Source organism: Actinomadura latina NBRC 106108 (genome assembly GCF_001552195.1).
Taxonomy (GTDB): Bacteria; Actinomycetota; Actinomycetes; order Streptosporangiales; family Streptosporangiaceae; genus Spirillospora; species Spirillospora latina.
Window position 1 is genome coordinate 29,842 of record NZ_BCQS01000038.1, and the last position, 24,189, is coordinate 54,030.

General features: G+C 75.3%; 25 protein-coding genes. 7 read left to right on the plus strand and 18 right to left on the minus strand.

Going from position 1 to position 24,189, the window contains the following annotated elements:
- Positions 1 to 32 precede the first annotated feature (32 nt).
- Complete coding sequence (locus AL2_RS32630; protein WP_067640534.1) at positions 33 to 980, minus strand: ATP-binding cassette domain-containing protein; 948 nt, start codon at positions 978 to 980, stop codon at positions 33 to 35.
- Positions 981 to 1,073: 93 nt separating this feature from the next.
- Here AL2_RS32630 and AL2_RS32635 point away from each other — a divergent pair, with 93 nt between their 5' ends.
- The gene (locus tag AL2_RS32635; protein WP_067640536.1) at positions 1,074 to 1,772 is read left to right on the plus strand and encodes a TetR/AcrR family transcriptional regulator; all 699 of its coding nucleotides are present in this window, start codon (positions 1,074 to 1,076) and stop codon (positions 1,770 to 1,772) included.
- 277 nt (positions 1,773 to 2,049) lie between these two features.
- Here AL2_RS32635 and AL2_RS32640 read toward each other — a convergent pair whose 3' ends face one another.
- Positions 2,050 to 2,502 (minus strand): acyl-CoA thioesterase, encoded by a 453-nt coding sequence (locus AL2_RS32640; protein WP_168444842.1) that lies wholly within the window; start codon positions 2,500 to 2,502, stop codon positions 2,050 to 2,052.
- A gap of 147 nt (positions 2,503 to 2,649) precedes the next feature.
- On the opposite strand from AL2_RS32640, the gene AL2_RS32645 reads away from it, so the two are divergent.
- Positions 2,650 to 3,033 carry a YybH family protein gene (locus AL2_RS32645; RefSeq protein ID WP_067640540.1) on the plus strand — a complete coding sequence of 128 codons (384 nt, stop codon included), beginning with the start codon at positions 2,650 to 2,652 and terminating at the stop codon, positions 3,031 to 3,033.
- A 25-nt stretch (positions 3,034 to 3,058) separates the two neighbouring features.
- On the opposite strand, the gene AL2_RS32650 is transcribed toward AL2_RS32645, so the two are convergent.
- Together AL2_RS32650 and AL2_RS32655 are read right to left on the minus strand one after the other, a co-directional pair.
- Positions 3,059 to 4,357 carry an RNA polymerase sigma factor gene (locus AL2_RS32650; RefSeq protein ID WP_067640542.1) on the minus strand — a complete coding sequence of 433 codons (1,299 nt, stop codon included), beginning with the start codon at positions 4,355 to 4,357 and terminating at the stop codon, positions 3,059 to 3,061.
- Positions 4,358 to 4,372: 15 nt separating this feature from the next.
- Positions 4,373 to 4,792, minus strand: a complete 420-nt coding sequence (locus AL2_RS32655) for a YciI family protein (protein WP_067640544.1) — start codon at positions 4,790 to 4,792, stop codon at positions 4,373 to 4,375.
- Positions 4,793 to 4,983: 191 nt separating this feature from the next.
- Between AL2_RS32655 and AL2_RS32660 the strand changes: the two genes are divergently transcribed.
- On the plus strand, positions 4,984 to 6,168 hold the full coding sequence (locus AL2_RS32660) for an AI-2E family transporter (RefSeq protein WP_067640584.1): 1,185 nt from the start codon (positions 4,984 to 4,986) through the stop codon (positions 6,166 to 6,168).
- 134 nt (positions 6,169 to 6,302) lie between these two features.
- A complete protein-coding gene (locus AL2_RS32665; protein ID WP_067640546.1) occupies positions 6,303 to 8,162 on the plus strand; it encodes a glycoside hydrolase family 3 protein in 1,860 nt (619 codons plus the stop codon).
- A gap of 141 nt (positions 8,163 to 8,303) precedes the next feature.
- Here the strand turns inward: AL2_RS32665 and AL2_RS32670 are convergent, their stop codons facing one another.
- The gene (locus tag AL2_RS32670; protein WP_157438513.1) at positions 8,304 to 9,284 is read right to left on the minus strand and encodes an alpha/beta hydrolase; all 981 of its coding nucleotides are present in this window, start codon (positions 9,282 to 9,284) and stop codon (positions 8,304 to 8,306) included.
- Positions 9,285 to 9,477: 193 nt separating this feature from the next.
- Positions 9,478 to 10,266, minus strand: a complete 789-nt coding sequence (locus tag AL2_RS32675; protein WP_067640550.1) for an alpha/beta fold hydrolase — start codon at positions 10,264 to 10,266, stop codon at positions 9,478 to 9,480.
- Positions 10,267 to 10,404: 138 nt separating this feature from the next.
- Here AL2_RS32675 and AL2_RS32680 point away from each other — a divergent pair, with 138 nt between their 5' ends.
- Positions 10,405 to 11,400 (plus strand): helix-turn-helix transcriptional regulator, encoded by a 996-nt coding sequence (locus AL2_RS32680; RefSeq protein ID WP_245667090.1) that lies wholly within the window; start codon positions 10,405 to 10,407, stop codon positions 11,398 to 11,400.
- A gap of 53 nt (positions 11,401 to 11,453) precedes the next feature.
- On the opposite strand, the gene AL2_RS32685 is transcribed toward AL2_RS32680, so the two are convergent.
- The 10 genes from AL2_RS32685 to AL2_RS32730 form a co-directional block, all read right to left on the minus strand.
- Complete coding sequence (locus AL2_RS32685; RefSeq protein WP_067640554.1) at positions 11,454 to 12,014, minus strand: GNAT family N-acetyltransferase; 561 nt, start codon at positions 12,012 to 12,014, stop codon at positions 11,454 to 11,456.
- A gap of 9 nt (positions 12,015 to 12,023) precedes the next feature.
- Positions 12,024 to 13,073, minus strand: coding sequence for a YihY/virulence factor BrkB family protein (locus AL2_RS32690; protein ID WP_083947137.1), 1,050 nt, complete (start codon positions 13,071 to 13,073; stop codon positions 12,024 to 12,026).
- A gap of 67 nt (positions 13,074 to 13,140) precedes the next feature.
- Positions 13,141 to 13,527 carry a DUF3618 domain-containing protein gene (locus AL2_RS32695; RefSeq protein WP_067640556.1) on the minus strand — a complete coding sequence of 129 codons (387 nt, stop codon included), beginning with the start codon at positions 13,525 to 13,527 and terminating at the stop codon, positions 13,141 to 13,143.
- On the minus strand, positions 13,524 to 14,012 hold the full coding sequence (locus AL2_RS32700) for a phage holin family protein (protein WP_083947138.1): 489 nt from the start codon (positions 14,010 to 14,012) through the stop codon (positions 13,524 to 13,526). The genes AL2_RS32695 and AL2_RS32700 overlap by 4 nt, the downstream gene beginning before the upstream one ends.
- Positions 14,013 to 14,170: 158 nt before the next feature.
- Positions 14,171 to 14,920, minus strand: a complete 750-nt coding sequence (locus tag AL2_RS32705; protein WP_067640558.1) for an SDR family oxidoreductase — start codon at positions 14,918 to 14,920, stop codon at positions 14,171 to 14,173.
- 57 nt (positions 14,921 to 14,977) lie between these two features.
- Positions 14,978 to 16,102 carry an AAA family ATPase gene (locus tag AL2_RS32710; protein ID WP_067640560.1) on the minus strand — a complete coding sequence of 375 codons (1,125 nt, stop codon included), beginning with the start codon at positions 16,100 to 16,102 and terminating at the stop codon, positions 14,978 to 14,980.
- Positions 16,086 to 16,874 carry an RNA ligase family protein gene (locus AL2_RS32715; RefSeq protein ID WP_067640562.1) on the minus strand — a complete coding sequence of 263 codons (789 nt, stop codon included), beginning with the start codon at positions 16,872 to 16,874 and terminating at the stop codon, positions 16,086 to 16,088. The genes AL2_RS32710 and AL2_RS32715 overlap by 17 nt, the downstream gene beginning before the upstream one ends.
- Before the next feature lie 52 nt (positions 16,875 to 16,926).
- Entirely contained in the window at positions 16,927 to 18,318 is a 1,392-nt protein-coding gene (locus tag AL2_RS32720) for an MFS transporter (protein ID WP_245667091.1), read from the minus strand.
- Between the two features lie 104 nt (positions 18,319 to 18,422).
- On the minus strand, positions 18,423 to 19,085 hold the full coding sequence (locus AL2_RS32725) for a response regulator (RefSeq protein WP_067640564.1): 663 nt from the start codon (positions 19,083 to 19,085) through the stop codon (positions 18,423 to 18,425).
- Positions 19,073 to 20,233: a sensor histidine kinase gene (locus AL2_RS32730; protein ID WP_067640567.1), complete on the minus strand. Its 1,161-nt coding sequence runs from the start codon at positions 20,231 to 20,233 to the stop codon at positions 19,073 to 19,075. Before AL2_RS32730 ends, AL2_RS32725 begins: the two co-directional genes overlap by 13 nt.
- Positions 20,234 to 20,388: 155 nt before the next feature.
- Between AL2_RS32730 and AL2_RS32735 the strand changes: the two genes are divergently transcribed.
- Positions 20,389 to 20,790, plus strand: a complete 402-nt coding sequence (locus AL2_RS32735; protein WP_067640568.1) for a DUF6069 family protein — start codon at positions 20,389 to 20,391, stop codon at positions 20,788 to 20,790.
- 141 nt (positions 20,791 to 20,931) lie between these two features.
- Here AL2_RS32735 and AL2_RS32740 read toward each other — a convergent pair whose 3' ends face one another.
- Positions 20,932 to 22,086, minus strand: coding sequence for a hypothetical protein (locus AL2_RS32740; RefSeq protein ID WP_245667092.1), 1,155 nt, complete (start codon positions 22,084 to 22,086; stop codon positions 20,932 to 20,934).
- Positions 22,087 to 22,205: 119 nt separating this feature from the next.
- Here AL2_RS32740 and AL2_RS32745 point away from each other — a divergent pair, with 119 nt between their 5' ends.
- On the plus strand, positions 22,206 to 23,390 hold the full coding sequence (locus AL2_RS32745; RefSeq protein ID WP_083947139.1) for a tyrosine-type recombinase/integrase: 1,185 nt from the start codon (positions 22,206 to 22,208) through the stop codon (positions 23,388 to 23,390).
- A 132-nt stretch (positions 23,391 to 23,522) separates the two neighbouring features.
- Here the strand turns inward: AL2_RS32745 and AL2_RS32750 are convergent, their stop codons facing one another.
- A complete protein-coding gene (locus tag AL2_RS32750; RefSeq protein WP_067640574.1) occupies positions 23,523 to 24,092 on the minus strand; it encodes a TetR/AcrR family transcriptional regulator in 570 nt (189 codons plus the stop codon).
- Positions 24,093 to 24,189 lie beyond the last annotated feature (97 nt).

A 24,189-nucleotide genomic window follows, 5' to 3' on the forward strand; every position in this document is an offset into this window, starting at 1 on the left:
GTGGTTCTCCTTTCCGGGGCGGACGAGACGGTTCAGGCGGCGTCGCGCAGGGAGCGGCCGGTGACGGTCAGGAACACGTCGTCGAGGGTGGGACGCGCCAGGCTCAGCGACGCCAGCTCCACCCCGGCGCCGTCCAGCGCCCGGACCAGGCCCATCAGGGCCTTCTCGCCGTCCTCGACGGTCAGGCGGATACTGCGGCCGGTGACCGCTGCGTCGCGGACGGCCGGATGCGCCGACAGCGCCCTGCGGGCGGGGCCGGCGCCGGAGGCGTCCGCGAGCTCCAGCCGGACCACGTCGCCGGCGACGCGGCGCTTCAGCTCGGCCGGCGTGCCCCCGGCCACGATCCGGCCCCGGTCGATGATCAGGAGCCGGTCGCACAGCGCGTCGGCCTCGTCCAGGTAGTGCGTGGTGAGGAACACGGTGGTGCCCTCCTCGGCGCGCATGGCGCGGATGTGGTCCCACAGGCCGCCGCGGCTCTGCGGGTCCAGGCCGGTGGTCGGCTCGTCCAGGAACAGCAGCGGCGGCCGGTGCACCAGCCCGAGCGCGATGTCCAGGCGGCGGCGCTGCCCGCCCGACAGCGACCCCGCCGGACGCGCCCGCACCCCCCCCAGGTCCAGGCGGGCGCACAGCCCGGCGATCCGCGCGGCGCGGCCGGGGACGCCGTAGAGGCGGGCCTGCAGGTCCAGCTCCTCCCCGGCCGGGACGGCCGGGTCGGTGCCGCCGCCCTGCGCGACGTACCCGATGCGGCGGCGGACGCCCGCCGGGTCGGCGCGCAGGTCGCGGCCGGCGACCCTCGCGGTCCCCGCGGTCGGCGCCAGCAGCGTCGTCAGCATCCGCAGCGTGGTGGTCTTCCCGGCGCCGTTGGGGCCGAGGAACCCGACGATCTCGCCGGGGCCGACGGACAGGTCCACGCCGCGGACGGCCTCGACCGCGGCGCGCCCGCCGGTGAAGGTGCGGGCGAGCCCGCGTGCGTGGATCACGGTGACCTCCTCGAAGACGACACCGGCAGAGTAACCACAAAAATAAAGTCACGCCAAGTTTTGAGTGACCCCAGGGAAGGTATATTTCCTCGCATGGGAGAGGACCTCGTCCCCGGAGCCGAACCGGAACTGGGGCTGCGCGAACGCAAGAAGCGCGAGACGCGGCGGCGCATCAGCGACATCGCCACCGGCCTGTTCATGACCCGCGGGTTCGACAACGTCACCATCGCCGACGTCGCCCGCACCGCCGACGTGTCGGTCAACACCGTCTTCAACTACTTCGGCACCAAAGAGGACCTGTTCTTCGACCGGCAGGACGAGGTCGTCGAGCAGGCCGCGCGCGACTTCCGCGGCCGCCGCCCCGGCGAGAGCGCCGCCGCGCTGTTCCGCCGCCGCTTCTTCGAGGGCCTGGACTCCGGCGCCCACCACACCGCGTTCCACGAGGGCTCGGAGGTCTGGACGCGGACCGTCCGCGACAGCCCAGCCCTCATGGCCCGCCAGCGCGAGATCGCCCGCCGCGCCCAGGACCGCCTCGCCGACCTCATCGCCGAGGACACCGGCGCCGGCCCCGACGACCTCGCCCCCCGCGCCGCCGCCGCCATGATCTTCGCCGTGCAGACCACGCTCACCGAGCAGATCGCCGCCCGCAAGAGCGCCGGGGAGACCCTCGCCGAGATGCGCGACGGCGTCTACGCCGCCGCCGCCCGCGCCTTCGACCTCCTCGAACACGGCCTCGACGGCTACGCCGCCGCCGGCGGACCCCAGGACGCCGGGGACGGCCCCGCCACCTGACCTTGACTCCCAGGCCGTTCCCGCCCCTTCCTGAACTCCGCGATCGCCGAACCCGACGACCACGGGCCCTCCGGCCCCACGAGGTTCGCCGGCGACGCCCGGCGCGACTGCGCCGGGCAGCCGAGCGGAGTGTCCGGGCACTGCCCGGCCGGCGAGCCCTGGCTGCACGCCGCCCTGCACGCCCGCCCGGACGATCTGGACCGGCGCGCCAGGCGGCGTGCCCGTCGGGGCGAACCCGCCCGCCCCGCGCGGCCGCGGTCTCAGAACCGGGGCGCCGTCACGGCGATGACGGCCCCGGCGGGGCGCCGGCCGCCCCTCCCGCACCGTCCAAGAACGGCACCAGTACAGAGCGGACCCGCGGCGGCATCTCCCGCTTGGCCTTGGACCGCGGGTCGATGAACACGTGCCGCACCTCGCCGTCGGCGATCAGCCGCTCGCCCACCCGGAACTCCGGCCGCACGATCATGCTCGTCGTGCCCAGATGCGCCACCGGCATCGACACCTCCAGCAGCTCGTCGAACCGGGCGCCCTCCCGGAAGCGGATCCGCGCCTCCGCGACCACCAGGTCGTAGCCGCGCTCCACCATCTCCCCGTAGTCGCCCACCAGCGCCCGCCACATCTCCGTCAGCGCCACGTCGTAGAAGAACAGGTAATGGCCGTTGAACACCACGCCCTGCTGGTCGCACTCGCTGTACCGCACGCGCAGCCGATGCGTGAACATCTCACCCATACCCGGCATCCTGCCTCACCGCGGCGACCCGCCTCCGCTCGGGCTTCATAAGTGATGCTTCTGGAAGTGAGAAGTTCCATCTCTTGGACTTCTGCAGCGGCGGCGACCACGATGGGAGACGAGGCAACCGGACACACGGAGGCACCCATGACGCACTACGAGAAGGCCATGCGGCCCGAGGACATCACGCGGCTGTTCGTCGAACGCTCCAACGCCGGCGACGCGGACGGCGTCGCCGCCCTCTACGAGCCGGACGCGGTGATGGCCTACCCGCCCGGCTCGCAGACCACCGGCCGCGACGCGATCCGCGAGCTGTGGGAGAAGGTGCTGGCCGCCCGCCCCCGCTTCGAACCCGAAGAGCCGCTGCCGACCCTGACCTGCGGCGACCTCGCGCTCACCTCCACCCCGCCCCGGGACGGCGCCGGCGCCCGCGCCCAGGTCGTCCGCCGCCAGCCCGACGGCAGCTGGCTCCGCGTCCTCGACCAGCCCGAGTTCACCCCGCCCGGCAAGGACGCCGCCCGCGCCGGATGAACCGGCCCGGGTCCGGCCGCACCGGTCAGGGCAGCGCGGCGAGCTTGCGCTCCAGCACCGTCCGCTCCCGGTCGTTGCCGCACAGGCGCGCTGCGCGCTCCAGTTCGGCGCGCGCCTCGCCGGCGCGGCCCAGGCGGGCGAGCAGCTCCCCGCGGACGCCCGGCAGCAGCTGCGAGCCCGCCAGCGCCCCCGCGGCCGCCAGCCCGTCCACGATCGGCAGCGCCGCCGCCGGCCCCCGCGCCATCGACACCGCCACCGCCCGGTTCAGCTCCACCACCGGCGACGGCGCCAGCCGGCCGAGCGCCTCGTACAGGACCACGATGCGGTCCCAGTCGGTCGCCCCGGCCGACGCCGCCACCGCATGGCACTCGGCGATCGCCGCCTGCAGCCCGTAGGCGCCCAGGCCCCGCCCCGCCCGCTCCGCGCGGGCCAGCGCGGCGCGCCCCCGCCCGATCGCCGCCCGGTCCCACCGGGTGCGGTCCTGGTCCTCCAGCAGCACCGGCTCGCCGTCCGGGCCGGTGCGGGCGGGGAACCGCGCCGCGGTCAGCTCCAGCAGCGCCAGCAGCCCGTGCGCCTCCGCCTCGTCCGGCATCAGCCGCGACAGCACCCGCGCCAGCCGCTGCGCCTCACCCGCCAGATCCGCGCGGATCAGCACCCCGCCCGAACTCGCCGACGAACCCTCCGTGAAGATCACGTAGATCACGCTGAGCACCGACCCGAGCCGCGCCGCCCGCTCCGCGGCCGGCGGCACCTCGAACGGCACCCGCGCCGCGCCGAGCGTCTTCTTCGCCCGGGTGATGCGGGCCTGCACCGTGGCGGTCGGGACCAGGAACGCCCTCGCGATCTCGTCGCTGGTCAGGCCGCCGACCACGCGCAGCGTCAGCGCCACCCGCGCCTCCCGCGCCAGCACCGGATGGCACGAGACGAACATCAGCGCCAGCACGTCGTCGTCGATGCGGTCCGGATCCCACAGCATGTCCCCGCCGTCCCCGGCGCCCGCGGCCGGGCCGGCGGCGTCCCCCGAGACGGCGCCGCCCTCGCCCAGCCCGCGGGCGAGGGCGGCGTACCGGTCGTCGCGGGCCGCGCGGCGCCGGAACGCGTCGATCGCGCGGCGCCGCCCCACCGTCAGCAGCCACCCCGCCGGGTTGCGGGGCACGCCGTCGCGCGGCCACGTCACCAGCGCCTCCGCCAGCGCCTCCTGCGCCAGGTCCTCGGCCAGCGCGAAATCGCCGGCGTAGCGGGCGAGGCCGCCGACGATCCGCGCCGACTCGATCCGCCACACCGCGGCGACGGCCTCGCGTTCACGGCCGACCCGGCCGGTCATCCGCCGCCCCTTCCGTCACAGCTGCCCGGTGGCCTCGCGCCACTGCCGCTCCTTCCTGATCCACTCGTTGTCCTGCGGGAACTCGTCGATCGTGGTGACCCGCCGGATCTCGGTCTTGAAGCCGGGGCCGGTGATCGGCGACCGCCTGGCCCACTCCACCGCCTCCTGCTTGGACGCCACCTTCAGGATGTAGAAGCCGCCGAACAGCTCCTTGGTCTCCCCGTAGGGGCCGTCGGTGACCACCGGCGGCTCGGCGGAGTAGTCGACGACCACGCCCTCGGCCGCGTCGCCGAGGCCCTCGGCGGCCAGCAGCACACCGGCCTGGATCATCTCCTGGTTGTAGCGGCCCACCGTCGCGATCATCTCGGTGAAGTCGGTGCCGGCCATCCCCGCGAACGCCTCGTCGGTGGCGCGCCAGATCAGCATGTACTTCATCGTCGTGCTCCCTCGTCCCGGGCTCCCTCCCGGAGCCTCTCATCCCAAGGTCGAACGAGGATCCCGCGGATCAACACGCCCCCCGGACTTTTTCCGGAGATCTCCCGCGCGGCTGAAACCTCGGCAAAAGCTCACCCTCCGTGCGGGCGGCATGACCGGAATGGGGGATGCGCGGCCGCTACCGTGCCGGAATGGCGCACACGCCCGGCGGCACAGCCGGCGACCCCTCCGGCGAGACGCCCGGCGACACCTCCGCGTACGCGCCCGCCGGGCCGCGCCGGATGCCGGCCTGGCTGCCGAAGGCGTTCGCGCTGGCCGGCGCGGCCGTGCTGGCGTTCCTGGCGGGGCTGTGGCTGCTGCAGCGGCTCCGGGAACTGCTGCTGCTCCTGCTGACCTCGCTGTTCCTGGCGTTCGCGATCGAGCCCGCGGTGAACTGGCTGGCCCGGCACCGGTGGCGGCGCGGCCCCGCCACCGCGCTGATGTTCGCGGCCGTCGGGATCCTGCTCGCCGGGTTCCTCGGCGGCATCGGGTCGCTGCTGGCCACCCAGGCCACCAACCTCATCGACGGCTTCCCCGGCTACGTCCGGCAGCTCATCGGCTGGGTCAACGGCACGTTCGGGACGCACCTGTCGCAGCACACCCTCTTCCAGCGGCTCCCCACCGTCACCGGCGCCCTGTCGCGGCACCTGTCCTCCCTCGCCCAGAACGTGTGGGGCATCGGCGCCACCGCGTTCGGCGTCGTCTTCAAAGCCCTCGGCGTGCTGCTGTTCACCTTCTACCTGTCGGCCGAGGGGCCCCAGTTCCGCCGGACGGTCTGCTCCCTGCTCCCGCCGCACCGCCAGCGCGAGGTCCTGCGCGCCTGGGAGATCGCCGTCGCCAAGACCGGCGGCTACATCTACTCGCGCGGCCTGCTCGCCCTCATCTCCGGCATCGCCCACTACACCGCCATGATGGTGCTCGGCGTCCCCTACGCCGCGACGCTAGCGCTGTGGGTCGGGGTGGTGTCGCAGTTCATCCCCGCCATCGGCACCTACCTGGCCGGCGCGGTGCCCGTCCTGATCGCGCTCACGGTCTCCCCGGCGACCGCGCTGTGGATGCTGCTGTTCATCCTCGCCTACCAGCAGCTGGAGAACTACCTGCTGCAGCCCCGCATCACCGCGCGGACCCTGGACATGCACCCCGCCGTCGCGTTCGGGCTCATCCTCGCCGGCGCCGCCGTCGCCGGGCCCATCGGCGTGCTGCTCGCCGTCCCGCTGGGCGCCAGCCTGCAGGCCTTCGCCGGCGCCTACGTCCGCCGCTACGACGTCCAGGACCACCCGCTGACCGCGCCCGACCCGCCCGGCGCCCGCTGGTGGCGCTGGCTCCGCCGCGGCTGACCCCGGCCCCGGGGACCCGGCGGGACGGGGCGGCGGGCGTCGTCGAGGATTGCCGTGGACGGCGCCGCCCGCCGGGGTTACCGTGCAGAAAACATGATCACCAGGTAGTCCCGGGGGGCCGGGAGGGAGCCGACATGTACCGTCCCCGCACGCGCCGCCGCCGGTGGGCCGCCGGCCTCACCGCCGGGGCGCTCGCCGTCACCGGCCTGGCCGCGCCCGCGGCGCACGCCGCCCCCGCGCACCGCAAAGGCCACGGCCACGGCCACGGGAAGGACCCCGCGCTGCTGCGGATCCTGCGGTCCATGACACTGGAGGAGAAGGCCGCCCAGCTGTTCGTCCTGCAGATCTACGGGACCAGCGCCGACACCGCCGACCCCGCCGACGTCGCAGCCAACCGCAGGCTCTACGGGGCCGGCAACGCCGCCCAGGTCATCGCCCGCTACCACCCCGGCGGATTCATCTACTACTCCAACAACGTGCGGGACCCGCAGCAGGTCGCCGCGTTCTCCAACGGCATCCAGCGCGCCGCCATGGCCCAGCCGCACCCGATCCCCGCCACGATCGCCACCGACCAGGAGGGCGGCATCGTCGCCCGCATCCAGCCGCCCGCCACCCAGTCGCCCGGCGCCATGGCACTGGCCGCCGGGCGCCGCACCGGCGACGCCCGCGCCCTCGCCCGCATCACCGGACGCGAACTGCGCGCCATCGGCGTCAACCAGGACTACGCGCCCGACGCCGACGTCAACGTCAACCCCGCCAACCCCGTCATCGGCGTCCGGTCCTTCGGATCCGACCCGGACCTGGTCGCCTCCATGGTCACCGCGCAGACCGGCGGCTACCGGGCCGGAGGCGTGACCGCCACCGTCAAGCACTTCCCCGGGCACGGCGACACCACCACCGACAGCCACACCGGCGTCCCCCACATCGACCACACCCGCGCCGAATGGGAACGGCTCGACCTGCCGCCCTTCCGCGCAGCCATCGCCCACGGCGCCGAAGCGATCATGACCGCGCACATCGTCGTCCCGTCCCTCGACCCGTCCGGCGACCCCGCCACCCTGTCGCGGCCCATCCTCACCGGAATCCTGCGCGAGCAGCTGCACTACCGCGGCGTCATCGTCACCGACGCCCTCGACATGCAGGGCGTCCGCGACAAGTACGGCGACGAGAACATCCCCGTCCTCGCCCTCCAGGCCGGCGCGGACGTCCTGCTCAAACCGCCCGCCGACGCCGCCGGCGACGGCGTGTTCCCCCGCCAGCTCGCCGCCGTCGTCAACGCCGTCAAGACCGGGGAGCTCACCGAGCAGCGCCTCGACGCGTCGGTGTACCGGATCCTGGAGCTCAAGCAGCGGCGCGGCCTGTTCCGCGACCCCTACGCCGACGAGTCCCGCGTCGGCGGCATCGTCGGGACGCCCGCGCACCTGGCCGCCGCGCAGCGCGCCGCCGACCGCACCACCACCCTCGTCAAGAACGACGCCGGCGTCCTGCCGCTGCGGCCCGGCGCCCGCGACGTCCTGGTCACCGGATGGGGCGTGTCCACCACCGCCGCCCTCGGCACCGAGATCGCCCGGCGCGGCGCCACCACCACCATCCGGCAGACCGGCATCAGCCCCGGGCGGGCGCAGATCGACGCGGCCGCCGACGCCGCCCGCGGCCAGGACCTCGTCGTCGCCGTCACCAACCGCGCCTGGGACGCCGAGGACGCGCCCGGCCACAACGGGCCAGGCCAGGCGGACCTCGTCAACGCGCTCATCGCCACCGGCACGCCCGTCGTCGTCATCGCCGTCCGCGACCCCTACGACATCGCCTGGTTCCCCGGGGCCGCCACCTACCTCGCCACCTACTCCTACACCGCCGAGGCGCTGCGGTCGGCCGCCAGGGTCCTGTTCGGCGAACTGGACCCGCGCGGCCGGCTGCCCGTCGCCGTCCCCGTCCGCGACGAGCCCGGCGCCGTCCTCTACCCGTTCGGGCACGGCCTGAGCTACCGCCGCTGACCCCGCGGAACCGGCCTTGAGGAAAGGCGGAGTAAAGGCGGCGGCCCGGTTCCCCGGCGGCAGCCGCTGCCGCCGGGGAACCGGGCCGGGTTCGATCTCACCCTGCGAGGCCCTACCCCAAGGGGGCGCGCCTCACGGGGGTCACGCCTTGCGGGCGCCGATCGACTTCATCAGCGTCGGCCAGATCGCCTTCGACTCCCGCACCCACGCCGGCCAGTTGTGGCGGCCGTCGCCGTAGATGTCGGCCGTGTAGGGGATCTTCAGCTCGTCCAGCCGCTTCTTGAAGTCCCTGTTGTTCGCGCCCACCGCGATCTCGCTGAGCAGGCCGATGTCCCACGGCGCCACGTTCGGGTCCCCGGGGCCGGGCCGGCCCGTCGTCCCGGCCGAGAAGAAGATCCCCGTGCCGCGCAGCTTGGGCGCCAGCGTGTACGGGTCGTGCGCCTTCCAGTTGGCGTCGTCGGCCCACGGGACGCCCCAGATCGCGAACGGGTCCTGCCCGTTGCCGGCGTTGGTGAACATCAGCATCGCCGGCATCCCGATCGACCGCATCGACAGGATCCCGCTCAGCGACGCCGCGTACTTGAACATCCCCGGGTGCCTGGCCGCGTACGCCATGGCGCCGGCGCCGCCCGAGGAGTTCCCGACCGCCGCGCGCAGCGCGCCCGCGTGGTAGTTGCGCTCCATCAGCTGGCGCACCTCGGCGGTGTGGAACGTCTCCCACTTGGGCGTCCCGCCCTTGCCGTAGTTGTACCAGTCGGTGTAGGAGCCGTTGTCGCCCTCGGGCATGACGACGATGACGTTGTACTGGGCGGCCCACGCCTCGATGTCGGTGTTCTTGGTCCAGGAGGTGTAGTTGTCCTGCCCGCCGTGGAAGGCGTACAGGATCGGCCACGTCGCCGTGGACGCGCGCGTCCAGTTCGCCGGCAGCAGGATGCGGGTCTTCACCGACTTGCCGAGCGCGGGGGAGGCGATGGTGATGTCGACCTCGCGGGTGCCGACCTTCTTCTCCGCGGTGATGCGCGCCCCGTCGTCGGCCTTGACCGGCCCCGCCAGCGCCTGCGCGGACCCCGTGCCCGTCGCGCCGATCCCGGCGACCAGGACCACGCCGGCGGCGGCGGACACCAGCGGACGCCGCCGCCGGATTGCGTGGGACCGACGACGGACCGTGGATGACATCTCTCACCTCGCGGATCAGGCCCGACCCCCGTGGCCGCGCGACTCCCGGGAGAGTGTCCTCGCCGCGGCCGAAACGATCTACAGGGGCGTGTTACAAGAAATGCGCGCGGGCCTGTGCAGAAGTGAGTCATCGAATGAGTTATCGACGTGGCGGCGCGGCGGCCTCGGCCAGCAGCGCCGCGAGCTCGCGGGGCCGGGAGAACATCGGCCAGTGACCGGTCGGCAGCTCCCGGTAGGTCCAGCCCGGGCCGGTCATCGCCGCGAAGACCGGGTGCCCATCCTCGCCCATCCGCTTCACCGCCGCCAGCGGGATCGTGGTGGCGATCAGCGTGCGCGGCGTCGCCGGCAGCGGGTCGGGGCGCGCCGCGGGCTGCGTCGCCGTGCCGAACGGCTGCGGCGTGCCGCGCTCGCGCATCTCGGCCAGCCGCCCGGCGGTGAGCCCCGCCAGGTTCACCGGGTCGGCGTCCGGGTCGAACGGCGGCACCGGAATGTACCGGCCGCCGCCCTCGTCGGCGACCGCCTTCTCCAGCGCCGCCCGCGCGTCCGGCTCGTGGAAGTCCACCGCCGCCATCCCGGACGGCATCGGGCCGGTGTCGACGTACACGACGCGGGCGATCCGGTCGGGCATCCGGTCGGCCGCGCCCGTGACCGCCATGTTCGCGCCGCTGTGCCCGACGAGGACGACGCCGTGCAGGCCGCCGTCCTCGATCACCCCCGCGATGTCGTCGACGTGGGTGTCGACGTCGATGCCGCCCGGGTGGGACGCGGCCTCACCCGCCCGCTCGGCCTGCCCGGCCGGGGTGACCGCGTGGACGTCGTGGCCCGCGGCGCGCAGCACCGCCGCGACCTCGTCCCACGCCCACGCGCCGAGCCAGTATCCGGGCACCAGCACGAACGTCGCCTCTCCGGCCCTCACGTCAGCGTCCATGTCGGCCGTCCTCCCTCGTCGTTCCTCGTTGTTCCCGGTCGTTCCCCGCCGTTCGGCGGGTACCGCGCCTGCTGGCGGGTACGGCTGAACGCTACGGTGAATACCGGACAGGACCCGCCCGGATTAAGTGAGTGACCCGTGCCACAGCCGTCCCACCCGACGACCCGCGTCCTGGCGATGCTGGAGCTGCTGCAGGCCAACCACCTCATCGGCGGCGCCGAGCTGGCCCGGCGGCTCGGCGTGGACGAGCGCACCGTTCGCCGCTACGCCGCCCGGCTGGACGACCTCGGCGTCCCCGTCGCCGCCGAACGCGGCCGCCACGGCGGCTACCGGCTCATGCCCGGCTACAGGATGCCGCCGCTGATGCTCACCGACGACGAGGCCACCGCCGTCGTGCTGGGCCTGCTGGCCGCGCGGCGCATGGGCCTGCCCGGCCAGGCCACCGAGAGCGCCCTCGCCAAAGTGCAGCGCGGGCTGCCCGCCGCGCTGCGCGACCGCGTCCAGGCGCTGCGCGACACGCTCGGGTTCACCGGACCCGACCGCGCCGCCGACGGGGCCGTGGCGCCCGGCACCGGCACCGTCCTCACCCTGGCCGCCGCCGCCCGCGAACGGCGCCGCGTCCGCCTGCGGTACCGGTCCTGGCGCGGCGAGGACAGCGAACGCGACCTGGACCCCCACGGGCTGGTGTTCCACTCCGGCCGCTGGTACGTCACCGGCCACGACCACCGCAGCGGCCAGACCCGCACGTTCCGCGTCGACCGGATCGCCTCCGCCGAGCCCGGCACCGCGACGTTCGAGGTCCCCGGCGACGTCGACCCCGTCCGGCACGTCACCGCGTCGCTGGCGCGCGTCCCCTACGCCCACGAGGTCGAGGTGGTCCTCGACACCACCCTCGCCGAGGCCCGCCGCCGGATCCCCGCATCGGTCGCCGAACTCACCGCCGGCGGCGGCCCCGGCGGCGAGGACGGCGAGGACGGCGGGGGAGTGGTGATGACCATGCGCGCCGAACGGCTGGACGGGGCGGCGCGGATGCTGGCCGGGCTGGGGTTCCCGTTCACCGTCCGCCGCCCCGCCGAACTGCGCGGCCACGTCCGCGACCTGGCCCGCACGCTGCACGAGCAGGCCGCGCGATGATCACTCGGCCGCAGGGCCGGACACAGAGCCGGCCGCAGGGGGAGAGGACGGGGTCAGGCTCGGGCGTCCCACTCGTGCCGCAGCATCGCGTAGACGACCTCGTCGCTCCACTCGCCCTTGACCATCTCGTTCTGCTTCAGGTGCGCCTCGCGGCGCATCCCCAGCCGCTCCAGCACCCGCGCGGACGCGGCGTTGCGGCCGTCCAGCCGCCCGCACACCCGGTGCAGGTCCAGGCCCTCGAACCCCAGCCGCAGCACCACCTCGGCCGCCTCGGTCGCGTACCCCTTGCCGTGGTAGGCGGGGTTGAAGATGTAGCCGATCTCGCCCTGCCGGTGCTCACGGCTGCGCCACTGCAGGTTGACCTCGCCGATCAGCTCGCCGGTGTCGCGACGCACCACCGCCAGGACCAGCCAGTCGCCCTCCTTCTCCACGGTGGAGGCGCCCATCTTCTGCTTCAGGAACGACCGCGACTCATCCAGCGTGCGGGGCTCCCAGTACAGGAACCGCGCCACCTCGGGCAGGGACTGGTAGGCGTACAGGCCCTCAAGGTCGTCCTCGTGGAACGGCCGCAGGGTGAGCCGCTCGGTCTCGATCGGGTAAGCGGGACGGAGCATGCCGTGATCCTATTCACGGTGTTCGGCCCTGTGCGACCCGGGATGCCCCGGGTGCTCTCCCTCGTCGCCGCGGGCCTTCGCGTCCCCCGCGCCCGCCTCCGGGTCCGCCTCCAGGCCGGCCTCGCGGCGATCGTCCTCGTCGAAGCTGCGCGTGTCGCGGAACTCCACGTACGGCTCCTCGCCCGGGGGAGTCCCACCGGCGATGGCGCGGCCGCGCTCCAGCTCGGCGTTCAGCTCCGCGCCCAGCAGGATCGCCAGGTTCGTGATCCACAGCCAGACCAGGAAGATGATGATCGCCGCGAGGCTGCCGTAGGTCTTGTTGTAGGAGCCGAAGTTCGCCACGTACACCGCGAACAGCGCGGACGCCGCCAGCCACAGCGCGATCGCCAGGAGACCGCCGGGCGCCAGGCCCTTCAGGCCGCGCTTGGCGTTCGGCGCCGCCCAGTACAGCAGCATGAACAGGAACGCCACGACCAGCAGCAGCACCGGCCACTTGGCGATGTTCCACACCGTGACCGCCTGCGAACCGGCGCCGATCACATCGCCGGCCTTGCGGGCCAGCGGCCCGGTCACCACCACCGCGATCACCGACGCCGACAGCAGCACCAGCGTGACGAGCGTGACGCCGACGCGGAGCGGGAGGGTCTTCCAGATCGGGCGCCCCTCGGGGACGTCGTAGACGATGTTGGAGGCCTGCATGAACCCGCCGACGTATCCCGACGCCGACCACACCGCGCCCAGCAGGCCGATGATGGCGACGACGCCCGCGCCGCCCGTGCCGCCCTGCAGCTGCCGCACCGAACTGACCAGCAGGTCGCGGACCGCGCCCGGCGCCATGTCGCCGATGTTGGCGATCAGGTCGTCGGTCGTGGACTGGCCCGCCAGCCCGACCAGCGACACCACCACCAGGATCGCCGGGAAAATCGACAGGACCGAGTAGTAGGTGAGCGCCGCCGCCCACGCCGTGAGGTTGTCCTTCTTGAACTCGCGGACCGTGCGCTTCAGCGCCCCCACCCACGAGGTGGGGGGCGCGTCGGCGATGACGCCAGGGGTGGGCATGACCGTCCTCTCAGCGGATACGTGCGGCCAGCGCGTCAATGCGGCAGCACGTCATTGCGTCAGTGCGTCAGTGCTTCCTGGTGCGGCGCACCTTGACGGCGCGGCGCCGCCCGGTGCGGACGCGGACCCGCACGGGCCCCATCCGCGCTGTGGACGCGCGGCGGCGGCGCATCCACAGCGCCGCCATCGCCACGGCGCCCGCCGAGGCGACCACCACGCCGCCCTGCCGGGCCCGCGCCATCGTCTCCTGCGAGCCCGCCGCCTGCCACACCGACGCCGCCGCGTCCCGGGCCCTGCTCTTGGCCTGCTCGGCCTTCTCCCGGGCCATCGCCTTCACATCGGCCTTGGCGGCCAGCTGCTCGACCGTCTCGCCGAGCTCGTGGCGCGCCCGGTCGACCTCCTGGCGCAGTTCCTCGGTGCCGGCCTCGGCGCCGTGCTTGCCCTGCGTGGTCATCGGTGCGTCGCCCTCTCCTTCAGCTCGGCCACCGTCCGCCTGGCCCCGTCCATGGCCTGCTCCGGCTTGGCCGGTGTGGCGCGCCTGGTCTGCGACCTGCCCATCAGGGCCAGCACCCCCGCGACCAGCAGCAGCGCGCCGCCGATGATGAGGGCGGCCGCCCACACCGGCAGCGCCACCGCGATCGCGGCGATCGCCGCGGCCAGCAGCGCCGCCACCCCGTACAGCGCGATCAGCGCGGCGCCGCCGAACATCCCGGCGCCCGTGCCGGCGTGCCGGCCCTTGTCCTTCAGCTCGGCGACGGCCAGCCGCAGCTCGGCGCGCATCAGCTCCGACACCTGCTGCGCGGCCTGCCGCACCAGCTCGCCCGTGCCCGCTTCCTCGCGTCCGGCGTGGAACTCCGGTGCGCGGGCCTGGTCCTGCCGGTGCGCGCCCAGGCTCTCGGCCGTGGTCTCGCCGTCATGCGTCGGCCGCACGATGCTCATAGCCTCCAGGCCTCCTCCGCGTTTCGTCTCGAAGCCTGGAGGAGGCGTTCCCCCTCGTCAGGGGCTAAACGTGTCCGCTTCCCGACAAAGGGTGAACAGGTGCCGCGCGGCGTGCGGCCGCGTGTGCCCGCGGACCGGCACGCCCGCGGCGCAGCTGGTCAGCCGCGCCCCACGCTGGACGGCATCGCGGTGGCCAGCACCGTCATCGACTGGACGTTGGCCTCCAGCGGCAGGCCCGCCATGTAGAGGACGGCGTCGACGACGTGCCGGACGTCCATCACCGGCTCGGCCCGCACCGTCCCGTCGGCCTGCAGGGTGCCGGCGCCGAACCCGCCGGTCATGTCGGTGGCGGCGTTGCCGACGTCGATCTGCCCGCACGCGATCCGGTAGGGGCGGCCCTCCAGCGACAGGGCCTTGGTGAGCCCGGTCACGGCGTGCTTGCTGGCGGCGTAGGCGACCGTCCGGGGACGCGGGGTGTGCGCCGACAGGGACCCGTTGTTGATGATGCGGCCGCCCTGGGGATCCTGGTCCCTCATCATCCGGAACGCCTGCTGTGCGCACAGGAACGCGCCGGTGAGGTTGGTGTCCACGACGGTGCGCCACTCCTCGTGGGAGTACTCCTCGACGGGCGCGGACGCGCCGAACACGCCGGCGTTGTTGACCAGCAGGTCCAGCCGCCCCCACCGGCCGCGGACCGCGCCGAACAGGGCGTCCACCGAGCCGGGGTCGGTGACGTCGGCGGCGACCGCCAGCGCCTCCCCGCCCCGCGCGGACCGGGCGGTCTCCTCCAGCCGCCCGGCGCGGCGGCCGGCCAGCGCGACGCGCCATCCGGCGTCCAGGAGCGCGGCCGCGACCGCGGCGCCGATGCCCGATCCGGCACCGGTCACCAGCGCCGTGCGTCCGTCCATGGATCCGCCTCCCCGTCCCCGCCGTCCCGGCCGCCTTCATTATCGCCGGGGCCGGCGTCAGGCGGTGGTGAGCCAGTCGACGCGGTGGCCCTCGGTCGGGTCGGGGGTCTCCCAGCGGCGCACCAGCCGGTCGACGACCGCGTCCGGGACGGGCGCGGTCCGGGCCCGGTTGCGGTCGCGGATGACGCGGGGCGGCGCCTCCAGCGCGACGACCTCGACCCGCCCCCGGTAGCGGGCGGCCAGGCCGGTGCACGCCTCCCGCTGCTGCCGGGACACGTTGGTGGCGTTCCACACGAACGACCGCCCGGCCCGCAGATGCCCGCGCGCCTCCTCGTAGGCGGCGGCGGCCACGGCGCGCTGGTCCCCGGCCGGGGACACCCTCATCTCGGCGCGGAGCCGGTCGAGGCCGACGACCGGCAGGTCCGGGCGGTTCGCGGCGATCCAGTGGTCCTTGCCGGCGCCGGGCAGCCCCGACAGGACCGTCACCGTGCAGCGGGTGTCGTCATGGGCGGCGTAGGCGGGGTCGCGGCCGGGCGTGCGGAAGTACCAGAACCTCGCGTGGTCGGACGGGAACGCCCGCGGCGCGTCCAGGCACGCCTGCTCGGCGCAGTACTCCCCGTACAGGGCGGCGTTGTCGAGCAGTTCGGCGGTGTCGGGGCAGACGCGGCCCAGGATGTCGGCCGACGCCAGCAGCACCAGGTCGTCGTTGCGGGCCAGCAGGCTCGCGCGGAACGCGATCTGCTGCAGGTCGGGGCGTTCCAGCGCCCAGAACGGCACCTGGTGGTGGCGGACCAGCGCCGCCACGTGCTCGCGCCACGCGACCGGCGCGCCCATCTCCCACAGGATGCGCCGCACCATCAGGTCGCCGCGGCGCGAATGGCCGCGCGCGGTGACGCGGCCGTCGTCGCCGGTGGCGGTGCAGTGCGGTTTGGCGACGTCGTGCATCAGCACCGCGGTGAACAGCCGCACCCGCTCGGCGGGCGGCCTGGCGCGCCACTGCGGCAGCGCCGCCAGCGCCTCGCACGCCATCCGGGTGTGGACCTCGACGTCGCCCTCGCCGTGGTGGACCGCGTCCTGCGGGACGCCGGCCAGGTCGCGGACCCAGCCGAACGCGTCCCGGATCTCCGGCCACGGGACGTCCCAGTGCGGCGGCGCGGGGCACAGCTCATCGAACACCCGCATACAGCACCTCCGGGTCGGCGAGGCCGTTGGCGACGATCGGGCGGTCCTGCCAGTGGGTGCCCGCGTCCAGGATCGCGGTCAGGAAGCTGGGCCGGACCCACTTGCAGCGGCCGGTCGTCCGGCCGCCCTCCTCGATCTTGATGTAGAGGCCCTCCATCTCCTCGGACGCGTCGGTCTCCTCCGCGACCCGGGCCGGGTCGGCGCCGCTCGCCCGCGCCGCCGCGGCCAGCGCGTCCCGCCACCCGGAAGTGCGGCAGGTGGACGGCCCGGCCAGCGCCGTCAGCGCCGCCAGATCCGGGAGCGGGCCCTCGTGCAGGACGGGCACCGGCACCACCGGCGTGCCCGCCAGCAGCTCCCGGCGGCGGGCCGTGGACAGGAACGTCCCGTCCCGCCCGTCGAGTACGTCGAACGCGCAGAAGTAGTGGGGGAGCGCGTCGTAGAAGACGGTGTGCTTGGCGTACAGCCACTCCCCGTACAGGACGTACCGGTCGCGCAGCCGTTCGCGCAGGACGTGCTGGACCGACGCCGCCCACGCCTTGAACGGCCCGAACTGCCGCTCGCGGGGCCCGCCGGCCAGGTAGTGGCCGCGGCTCTGCAGCCGCAGCCGCCCGCCGGAGGTGAAGCTGATGCCGGCGTTGGCGCCGTCGAGTTTCTCCTCCACCACCAGGTACCGGCCGGCGATCTCCGCGAACGGCACCGAGGCGAGGTCGTGGTCGCCCGGCTGGAGCCGCGACCCCGCGAGGTGCCGGGTCCGGGGGTATTTGCGGAGCATGCCGTCCGTTGTAACGGACCCCGGTGATCACGCCAACCGGTTTTCGGGTCCGTCACCGCGCCGGGACGGTGCGGGTCAGCGCGAGCGCGGCCAGCCACAGCGCGGCGCTCGCCCAGCCGAGGACGTGCAGGCCGGAGGCGAACGCGGGGCGCAGGGCGGGGCCGGCGACCGCCCCGTACACCGCGACGCCGAGCGCCGTCCCGGCCTGCCGGGCGGTGTTGTTGAACCCTCCCGCCAGGCCCGCGTGCGCGGGCGGGGCGGCGCGCATCGCGGCGGCGACCACGGCGGTGACGATCAGGCCGTCGCCGATCCCGATCGCCAGCAGCGCCGGGAGCAGCGCCGCGTAACCGCCGCCGGGCCCGGCGGCGAGCAGGGACAGCGACCCCGCGGCGGCGACGGCGGTGCCCGCGCCGAGCGGCACCCGCGTCCCGAACCGGGCGGTGAGCCGGCCGCTGACCGGCGCGAGCAGCGCCAGCGGCGCGGCCATCGGCAGCAGCATCGCCCCGGCGGCCAGCGCGGGCCGGCCGCCGGCCTGCTGCAGCCGCAGCGTCGCCACGAACAGCACCCCGTTGGTGACCAGGTTCATGATCAGCGCGATGGCGTTCGCGCCGAGGAACGCCGGGGCGCGCAGCAGCCCGCCCGGGATCATGGGCGCCGCGGCGCGCCGCTCCGCCGCGGTGAACGCCGCCGCGGCCACGGCGGTGACCGCGGCGGTGACGGCGGCGGTCTCCCGGTGGCCGTGCCCGGCCGCGATCACCGTCCACACCAGGCCGCCGAGGACCAGCGGCGCCAGGACCGTCCCGGCGCGGTCCAGCGGGACGTCCCGCCGGGTCCGGCGCGGTACCCGGACGAGCGCCAGCACCCCCGCGCCCGCGGCCGCCGTGACCGGGACGTTCAGCAGGAAGATCCACCGCCACCCGGCCGTGTCGACCAGCAGCCCGCCCAGCAGCGGCCCGGCCGGCAGCGCCGTGGAGGAGATGCCCGCCCACATCCCGAGCGCCCGCGCCTGCTCGGCCCGCCCCGGGTACAGCGCGGTGATCAGCGCGAGGCCGCCGGGCAGCAGCAGCGCGGCGCCCGCGCCCTGCGCGACCCGCGCCGCGACGAGCGGCCCGGCGCCGGGCGCGGCCCCGCACGCCAGCGACGCGGCCCCGAACAGGGCGAACCCGGCGACGGTGACGCGGCGGTGCCCGATCCGGTCGCCGAGGGCGCCGCCGCCGAGCAGCAGCCCGGCGATCGCGACCGCGTAGCCGTCCACGACGCCCTGCAGCCCGGGCAGGCCGGTGCCGAGGGCGCGGCCGATGCCGGGGAGCGCGACGTTGACGACCGTCACGTCGAGCAGGACCAGGAACATCCCGGTGCACAGGATCGCCAGCATCGCGCCGCGGCGCGGCACCGGGCCGCCGGTGGCCGCGAGGGCGGTGGCGGGTGTCGTGGAGGAGCCCATGCGTCCACCGTGGCGCCGGGACGTTTCGGCGGGGCTCGAACCGTCGGCCGGCGGCGACGCGGGGGGAGGGTCCGTGCGGGCGCGGCCCTGGGGTGACGCCCGGTTCAGGCGAGGCCGGCGTCGTGGGCCAGGAGCGCGATCTGGGTGCGGTTGTCCAGGCCGAGCTTGGTCAGGACGCTGGACACGTGCGCCTTGACCGTCGCCACGCTCATGAACAGCTCCGCCGCGATGTCGGCGTTGGACCGGCCCCGCGCGATCGCCAGGACCACCTCGTTCTCGCGCGGGCTGAGCCGGGCGAGCGCCGCGCGGGCCCGCTGGTGGGCGCCGGCCTCGACCGCCGCGCGGTCCATGAGCCGGCGGGTGATGCGCGGCGACAGCATCGGGTCCCCGGCCGCGACCCGCTGGACGGCGTCGACGATCCGGTCCGGCGGGGTGTCCTTCAGCAGGAACCCGCTGGCCCCGGCGCGCAGCGCGTGCAGGATGTTCTCGTCGGAGTCGAACGTCGTCAGCACGATGACCTCGGGGGGGTTCGCCCTGGCGCGCAGCCTGCGGGTCGCGGTGATGCCGTCCACGCGCGGCATCCGCAGGTCCATCAGCACGACGTCGGGCGCGTGCGCGTCGGCGGCCGCCGGCACCTCGTCGCCGTCGGCGGCCTCGCCGGCCACGGTGATCCCGCCCGTGCCGTCCAGCATCATCGACAGTCCGGCGCGGACGAGCGCGTCGTCGTCCACGATCAGCACGCGCAGGGGGCGGGTCACGCCGGCCATGGTAGCCAGGCGCGCAGCCGGAACTCGCCCGCCGCGGCCTCGTGGTCGAGGCGCCCGCCGGCCAGCCGGACCCGCTCGGTCAGCCCCACCAGGCCCGTCCCGCTGCCCGGCGGCGGGGCCTGCCCGCCGTCCTCCCGCAGCTCGTTGCGGACGTCGATGACCAGCCCGTCGCCCGCCCGCCCCGCCACGACCACCCGGACGGGACGGCCCGCGGCGTGCTTGCGGGCGTTGGTCAGCGCCTCCTGCACCACCCGGTACGCGGTCCGCCCGGCGGCCGGCGGGAGGCCGTCCGCGCCGGCCACCTCGTCCCGCAGCTCCACCCGCCCGCCCGCGGCCCGCGACTCCGCCACCAGCCGGGGCACATCGTCCAGGACGGGCTGCGGCCGGCCGTCCTCGGCGGCGTCATCGGCGCGCAGCAGCAAGATCACCTCGCGCAGCTCCTCCAGCGCCTGGTGCACCCCCGCGCGGACCACCCCGGCGGCCTGCGCCAGCCGCTCCGGCGGCGCGTCCGGCCGGTACTCCAGCGCCCCCGCGTAGGTGGCCAGCAGCGACAGCCGGTGCGCCAGCACGTCGTGCATCTCCCGCGCGATCCGGGTCCGCTCGGCCATCCGCGCCTCGGCGACCCGGCGGCCCTGCTCGGCCTCGGCGCGGCGCGCGCGCTCGCGCAGCGACGCCAGCAGCGCGCGGCGCGCCCGGGCCAGCGCGCCCCAGCCGACCAGCGCCCCGTACCCGAGCGCGATCAGCAGCAGCCACCAGCCGAACGAGATCCCGCCGCTGGGCTGCCGCAGCCCCTGCACGACGTGCGCGGCGATCCCCGCCGCGCCGACCGCCGCCGCGACCGGGAACGGGCGCCGCTGCGCGACGTGCAGCACCCCCATGCTCGCCGCCGGCGTCGCCGCCGGCGACAGCGCCGCCAGCACGCTCAGCGCCAGCGCGACCGCGACCGGCCGCCACAGCAGCAGCGGCGACAGCAGCCAGCCCGCCGTCCCCACCGCGATGTCCAGGACCAGATCGCCGCCCGCGTTCGACCGGCCCCAGACCGTCAGCGCGATCAGCACCCCCGACACGGCGAGCAGGATCACCGCGCCGGAGGCCCCGCGCCGCCGCCCCGGACCGGTGTCCACCTGGCCGAACGTCTCCTCGTCCATCGGGCAAAGGCTAGCCGCGGGCCCCGCGCCCCGACACCGACCAAAGTCGGTGGCCGCCCCTCCCGGCGGCGGACCGGCCGCCGCCTCGCGCCCGATGCGGCCGGCCCGTTCCGGCGGCGACGCTGACCGCATCGAACCGAGCGAAGGAGACGCACATGTCCGGCACTACCCTGACGCGGCGGGGACTGACCATCGCCGCCGCCACCCTCGCGCCCCTGGCCCTGTGGACGCTGACCGGCCCGGTCGCCGGGCTCGACCCGTCCGCCGAGAGCGGCGGCCGGGCCCACCCGGTCGGGGCGGTCGCGGTCGTGGCCGCGAGCCTGGTCATGGGACTGGCCGCCTGGGCGCTCCTCGCCCTCCTGGAACGCACCACCGGCAACCCCCGCCGAGCCTGGACGATCACCGCGGTCGCCGTCCTCGCCCTGTCGCTGACCGGCCCGCTGGGCAGCGCCGCCGACACCGCGTCCCTGGCCGTCCTGACCGCCATGCACCTGCTGGTCGCCGCCATCCTGATCCCCGGCCTCGCCCCATCGGCCCGCCCCCGCCGGGCCCGCTGACCCCGGCCCGGCACCGGCACCCGGGCGGCGGTGTTCTCGCGATGACCAGCCCGCTCCGCCGGAGACCACCGAGCTCACCCCCGGCCACCGAGCGCTGCGCTGGATCACCCCGCTCGCCCCTCGACCGCCGCGCACCGGGGGTCACGGGGCGCCGGAGGTGCGGGCGGCGAGTTCGGCGGTGACGGCGCGTTCGCGCTGGGCGGTGGCCTCGGCGCGGGCGGCGTCGCGTTCGCGGGCCAGCTCGGCCGACCGCGCCTGCTCGGCGCGCAGGTCGAGGCGGGCCTCGGCGACCTGCTCGCGGAGGCGTTCCGCTTCCGCGCGCAGGCGCTCGGTCTCCTGTTGGGCCGCCGCGGCCTGCTCGCGGGCGAACCCGGCCGCCTGGCGCTGCAGCTCGTTGTCGGACCGGGCGGCCTCCAGCGCGGTGAGCGCCTCGGTCCGGGCGCGCTCGGCGAGGCGGAAGCGGTGGTCGGCGCGGTCGCGCTCCTGCTCGGCGGCCTCCGCGCGGGCCTGTTCGGCCGCGCGGAGGCGTTCACTGTCCTCAAGGGCCTCCCGGGCCCGGGCCGCCTGCGTCCTGGCCTGGCCGGCGTCATCGCGGGCGGCGTCGGCGGCGCGCCCGGCCTCGGCGGCCCGCGACCGGGCGTCCCGGGCGTCCATGCGGGCCTGCTCGGCCTGCGCGTGCGCCTCCGCGGCGACGCGATCGGCCTCCAGCCGGGCCTGATGGACGAGCCCGTCGGCCTCCGCCCGGGCGGCCGCGATCGTCCGCTCGGCCTCGTCCTGCGCGCTCTGCACGGCGGCTGCGGCCTGCGAGCGGGCCCGCTCCGCGTCCCGCAGGGCGTCGTCGCGTTCGCGTTCGGCCTGGCCGGCGCGCTGCCGGTCGGCGCGGCCCCGTTCGCGCGCCTCCTCCGCGGCCTGCTCGGCGCGGGCGGCGCGCGCCTCGGCGTCCTCCCGCTCGGCCAGGGCGGCCGCCACGGCCGACTGCGCCTGCGCGGTGACGGCGCTGATCCGCGCCTCCACGCCGCGCGGGGACAGCTCCGAGTCCAACGCCTGCGCGAGAGGGGCCAGGGCCGCGGCGAGGCCCTGCTCCATGCGCTCGTAGAGGTCCTCGGCGCGTGCCAGAGCGCCCTCCAGGCCGGGCGTGCCGCGCCGCACCTCCCGTTCGCGCTTGGCGCGGGCCTGGCAGTCGCCGTCGGGGCAGTACTCGCGCGGCCGTCCGCGTCCTTCGCGCTGAGGGACCGGCCTCCCGCAGTACCGGCACGCGCGCTCGGCCACCGGCGTCATCTCGTCGCTCGTCGTCACAGCAGCATCCTAGGGTTTTCTGATTTCTATTTCCAGAAAATAAGAAGCCCTGGAAAACGTGGCGCGATGACTAACGACAATGTTCGTTCTCAGAAGCCAGCTCGGCTAGGCTTCCGCGCATGGACGATCTCCAGCCGCGCGCCGCCGATGCCCCCGCGCAGGCCGATCCGGACGCCGCGACCCCTCACGGGCATCCCGCGCCGGCCGGGACGCCCGGTGATCCCACCGCCGCCCGGGAAGCCGGCCAGACCCCGCGAACCCCTGGAACCCTTCGCCCCTGGGAGACTCCGCAACTCCTTGAGGCGCCCTTGCAGTCCGGCGTGGCGGATGGCGGCGGTGCGCGCAACGCGTTCCTGGTCTATGTGGCCGAGCTGGAGAGTCCCCGGTCGCGGCGGGCGATGAGCGCCTGCCTGCACCGGCTCGCCGCGATGTTGCACACTGCGGCGGGCCGCGAGCCCGGCCCCGCGCCGGGCGAGCGGTTCCCCTGGGCGGAGCTGCGCGCCGAGCACACCGCCGGGCTCCGCGCCCTGATCGGCGGCCAGACCGTGGACGGCCCCGACGGCGAACCGGTCCCGTGGTCGCCCGCCTACCGCAACCTGCACCTGTCGGCGCTGCGGGGCGTCCTGCGGACGGCGTGGCGGCTGCGCGGTATGTCCACCGACGACTACCAGCGGGCCGCGGCGGTGCGGAACTTCCGCGGCACGCGGCTGCCCGCCGGCCGCAGCGTCCACGCCGCCGAGTTCACCGCCCTGCTGGCGGCCTGCGCCGCGGACCGGTCCCCGGCGGGCGTCCGCGACGCCGCGCTGCTGGCCGTCCTCTACACCACCGGCGCGCGCCGCGCCGAGGTCGCCTCCCTGCGCCGCGAGGACTACGACCCGGGCGAGCGGTCGCTGCGCATCACCGGCAAGGGCGACAAGCAGCGCATCGAGTACGTCCACGAGGGCGCGGCCGCGCTGCTGGGCGCGTGGCTCGCCGCCGACGACCGCACGTCCGGGCCGCTGTTCAAGCCGGTGCACCGCTCGGGCGCGGTCCAGCACCGGCCGATGACCGACGCCGCCGTCCGCAACGCGGTCGTCAAGCGGCGCAAGGAGGCGTCCCTGCCGCCGGTGACCCCGCACGACTTCCGCCGCACGTTCATCGGCGACCTCCTCGACCAGGGCGTCGACCTGGCGACCGTCCAGCACCTGGTCGGGCACGCCTCACCGGCCACCACGGCCCGCTACGACCGCCGGCCCGAGCGGCGCCGCCGCAGCGCCGTCGACAAACTCCCCTTCCCGTCCCCGGAGCCCCGCCCGCGGCCCTGAACCCGCCGAGCAAGACCACCACCCGCGGACGGACCGCCGGCAGCTTGCACCTGCCGTCTCGGACGGCTCGGGCCTGCCGCGAACACGCGCGGGAGGGGTCCGCGGCCGTCCCGGGCCGTGGTGGCGTGATCGTCAGCGCACCAGCGGAAGGAAGATCGTGTCGACGATCTCTTCGAGGACGCGGTCGGGCGCGGGGGCGAACGTCGTGAGCAATTCGTGGCGCAGCAGGTCGAAGGGGAGGGACTTGACGCGCTCGGTGAGGTGCTCCGGCCTGATCTCGCCGCGGGCGGCGGCGCGGTCGAAGAGCACGTCGAGCGCGGCTCCGCGTCCGGTCACGGCGGGGTCGAACAGGTCACCGGGCCTGGCCCCGGTCTCCTGGTGGTAGCCGGCCAGGTACGCGCTCATGGCGGTGACGAGCTGAACGCGGGTGGCGTTGATCTCCCGCATCAGGGTGAGCACGTCCCCTCGCAGGCTTCCGGTGTCGGGGACAGTCAGGACCGACTCGCGCATCGTGTGGACGATGGCCGCCCGCACCAGGTCGTCGCGGTCGGACCAGCGGCGGTAGAGGACGGGAGGGCTGGTGCCCGCGCGCCGGACGACGGCGTCCATGGTGAACCTGGCGTAGCCCTTCTCCGCCAGTTCCTCCCAGGCCGCCTCCAGCAGCGCCTTCTCCAGTGCCGCCCCGCGGCGTCGCTCAGCCATCCCCGTCCCCTTAGATAGACTCGCTTATCTAATTCTAGCGGGCTGGTCCGCCCTCCATAAGATAGAACTCTCTATTTTAATGGAGTGCTCATGGGCG

What these genes read in the sequence shown, in the direction of transcription:
- AL2_RS32645 (WP_067640540.1), top strand. Translation starts at nt 2,650, where the DNA reads ATGACGCACTACGAGAAGGCCATGCGGCCCGAGGACATCACGCGGCTG.
- AL2_RS32695 (WP_067640556.1), bottom strand. Translation starts at nt 13,527, where the DNA reads ATGACCACGCAGGGCAAGCACGGCGCCGAGGCCGGCACCGAGGAACTG.
- AL2_RS32675 (WP_067640550.1), bottom strand. Translation starts at nt 10,266, where the DNA reads ATGGACGCTGACGTGAGGGCCGGAGAGGCGACGTTCGTGCTGGTGCCC.
- AL2_RS32685 (WP_067640554.1), bottom strand. Translation starts at nt 12,014, where the DNA reads ATGCTCCGTCCCGCTTACCCGATCGAGACCGAGCGGCTCACCCTGCGG.
- AL2_RS32720 (WP_245667091.1), bottom strand. Translation starts at nt 18,318, where the DNA reads ATGGGCTCCTCCACGACACCCGCCACCGCCCTCGCGGCCACCGGCGGC.
- AL2_RS32700 (WP_083947138.1), bottom strand. Translation starts at nt 14,012, where the DNA reads ATGAGCATCGTGCGGCCGACGCATGACGGCGAGACCACGGCCGAGAGC.
- AL2_RS32710 (WP_067640560.1), bottom strand. Translation starts at nt 16,102, where the DNA reads ATGCGGGTGTTCGATGAGCTGTGCCCCGCGCCGCCGCACTGGGACGTC.
- AL2_RS32730 (WP_067640567.1), bottom strand. Translation starts at nt 20,233, where the DNA reads ATGGACGAGGAGACGTTCGGCCAGGTGGACACCGGTCCGGGGCGGCGG.
- AL2_RS32750 (WP_067640574.1), bottom strand. Translation starts at nt 24,092, where the DNA reads ATGGCTGAGCGACGCCGCGGGGCGGCACTGGAGAAGGCGCTGCTGGAG.
- AL2_RS32640 (WP_168444842.1), bottom strand. Translation starts at nt 2,502, where the DNA reads ATGGGTGAGATGTTCACGCATCGGCTGCGCGTGCGGTACAGCGAGTGC.
- AL2_RS32725 (WP_067640564.1), bottom strand. Translation starts at nt 19,085, where the DNA reads ATGGCCGGCGTGACCCGCCCCCTGCGCGTGCTGATCGTGGACGACGAC.
- AL2_RS32660 (WP_067640584.1), top strand. Translation starts at nt 4,984, where the DNA reads ATGGCGCACACGCCCGGCGGCACAGCCGGCGACCCCTCCGGCGAGACG.
- AL2_RS32655 (WP_067640544.1), bottom strand. Translation starts at nt 4,792, where the DNA reads ATGAAGTACATGCTGATCTGGCGCGCCACCGACGAGGCGTTCGCGGGG.
- AL2_RS32715 (WP_067640562.1), bottom strand. Translation starts at nt 16,874, where the DNA reads ATGCTCCGCAAATACCCCCGGACCCGGCACCTCGCGGGGTCGCGGCTC.
- AL2_RS32705 (WP_067640558.1), bottom strand. Translation starts at nt 14,920, where the DNA reads ATGGACGGACGCACGGCGCTGGTGACCGGTGCCGGATCGGGCATCGGC.
- AL2_RS32745 (WP_083947139.1), top strand. Translation starts at nt 22,206, where the DNA reads ATGGACGATCTCCAGCCGCGCGCCGCCGATGCCCCCGCGCAGGCCGAT.
- AL2_RS32690 (WP_083947137.1), bottom strand. Translation starts at nt 13,073, where the DNA reads ATGCCCACCCCTGGCGTCATCGCCGACGCGCCCCCCACCTCGTGGGTG.
- AL2_RS32635 (WP_067640536.1), top strand. Translation starts at nt 1,074, where the DNA reads ATGGGAGAGGACCTCGTCCCCGGAGCCGAACCGGAACTGGGGCTGCGC.
- AL2_RS32650 (WP_067640542.1), bottom strand. Translation starts at nt 4,357, where the DNA reads ATGACCGGCCGGGTCGGCCGTGAACGCGAGGCCGTCGCCGCGGTGTGG.
- AL2_RS32665 (WP_067640546.1), top strand. Translation starts at nt 6,303, where the DNA reads ATGTACCGTCCCCGCACGCGCCGCCGCCGGTGGGCCGCCGGCCTCACC.
- AL2_RS32735 (WP_067640568.1), top strand. Translation starts at nt 20,389, where the DNA reads ATGTCCGGCACTACCCTGACGCGGCGGGGACTGACCATCGCCGCCGCC.